General features: G+C 64.1%; 2 protein-coding genes. Both read left to right on the top strand.

Features of this window, described 5'->3' with window-relative positions:
* Positions 1-1,336 (top strand): benzaldehyde dehydrogenase (locus EN781_RS31545; RefSeq protein ID WP_127400683.1); only part of this gene is annotated, 1,336 nt, incomplete at its 5' end.
* 22 nt (positions 1,337-1,358) lie between these two features.
* Positions 1,359-1,905, top strand: a 547-nt coding sequence (locus tag EN781_RS31540; protein ID WP_127400682.1) for a coniferyl-alcohol dehydrogenase, incomplete at its 3' end; no start/stop codon positions are given.

Below are 1,905 nucleotides of genomic sequence, written 5' to 3'. Positions count from 1 at the left end.
CGGCGGCGCGGCAGACATCGGGCAAGCCGCGGTTGGGGCTTATCTGGCGCAGCCGGCCTGGGCGGCGAAACGTCCCTCCGAGCGCGCGGCCATATTGAACAAGGCGGCCGATATCCTGGAAGCCAATGGCGAAGAGCTGGTCGGCTGGATAATGCGCGAATCCGGCTCCATCCGGGCGAAGGCGCAAATCGAGATCGATCACGGGGCAGCCTTCATCCGCCACGCCGCGGCTGCCGCTGTCGAGCCGAATGGCATCGCCCTTCCCACCATGGATGCTGGACGCCAGAACCATGCGCGGCGGGTGCCGCACGGCGTGGTCGGAATTATCTCGCCGTTCAATTTTCCGCTTGTCCTCTCTGTCCGCGCGATTGCCGCCGCTTTGGCGACAGGCAACGCCGTCGTCCACAAACCGGACCCGCGCACGCCGATTTCCGGTGGCATCATCATTGCACGCCTGTTCGAGGAAGCGGGCCTGCCCGCAGGTGTCCTCCATGTCGTCCCCGGCGGAATTGACGCCGGCGAGGCCCTCTGCACGGATGCGAACATCGCAATGGTCTCGTTCACGGGGTCGGCGGCCGCCGGGAGCCGGGTCGGCGAACTGGCCGGCAAGCATCTGAAGAAGGTTCAGCTTGAGCTCGGCGGCAAGAACGCCCTGATCATCCTCGATGATGCCGATCCGGACATCGCGGCGTCGAATGCCGCCTGGGGCTGCTTCCTGCATCAGGGCCAGATCTGCATGTCGACCGGTCTCATCCTTGTCGACGAGAAGCATGCCGATGCGATTGCTTCGCGCCTTGCCGCCAGGGCCGGACACCTGGTTGCCGGCGATCCCTCGACCGACCAGGTGGCGCTTGGCCCCATCATTTCCGATGCCCAGGTCGACAGAATCCAGGGCATCGTCGACGATGCCGTCGCCAAGGGCGCAAAGCTGCTCGCCGGAGGCAAGGCAAGCGGCCGCTTCTATCCGGCAACGGTTCTGTTCGGCATCGAGCGGGGGATGCGTGCGTTCGAGGAAGAGATCTTCGGGCCCGTCGCCTGCATTGCCCCGTTCCGCGACGAAGAGGCAGCGATCTCTCTCGTCAACAGCTCCGAATATGGCCTCGCCGCCGGCGTCATTTCGGCCTCCGTCGACCGCGCCCGGTCGGTTGGCGAAAGACTGGAGGTCGGCCATCTGCACATCAACGATCAGACCGTCAACGCCGGGCCGCACGCACCTTTCGGCGGCCGGCGGCGCTCGGGCAATGGCAGCCGCGTCTCAGGCCCGGCGATCTGGGAGGAATTCACGCAGTGGATGTGGATTTCCGTCAAGGAACAAGCAACGCTCTATCCATTTTGACCAATCCACGAAAGATCGAACCATGAATCTCTCCAACAAGCTTCTGGTCATTACGGGCGCGTCTTCGGGGATCGGAGCCGAGGTCGCCCGTCTCGCCCGCTTCCATGGCGCCAGGGTAATCGGCATCGACCGCAATGATCCCACGGTTACCCTGGATGGCTTCGTGAAGGCCGATCTCTCGAAGCCGGATACGATCGACGAGGCCGTTTCGTTCTTGCCCGCGCAATTCGATGGGCTGGTCAACGCGGCAGGCGTGCCGGGCACCGCCGACAAGGATACGGTCGCCCGCGTCAACTATCTCGGCCTGCGTCACCTGACCGAGACTGTGGTCGGCAGGCTTTCGCCGGGCGCGGCAATCGTCAACTTCGCCTCGATTTTGGGCGCCGCATGGCCGGAACGCCTCGCCCGGCACAAGGACCTGGCAACGACCGGGACCTTCCAGTCTGGTCATGATTGGTTGGCTGCGAATCCGGTTTCGCATGACACCTGCTATCAATATTTCAAGGAAGCCCTGATCGTCTGGACGTTCATGCGGGCGCAGCAGCTCTTCCTCTCGCGTGACATCCGCA

Source organism: Mesorhizobium sp. M4A.F.Ca.ET.090.04.2.1 (assembly GCF_003999085.1).
Lineage (GTDB): Bacteria > Pseudomonadota > Alphaproteobacteria > Rhizobiales > Rhizobiaceae > Mesorhizobium.
This window is presented reverse-complemented; position numbering and strand designations above follow the sequence as displayed.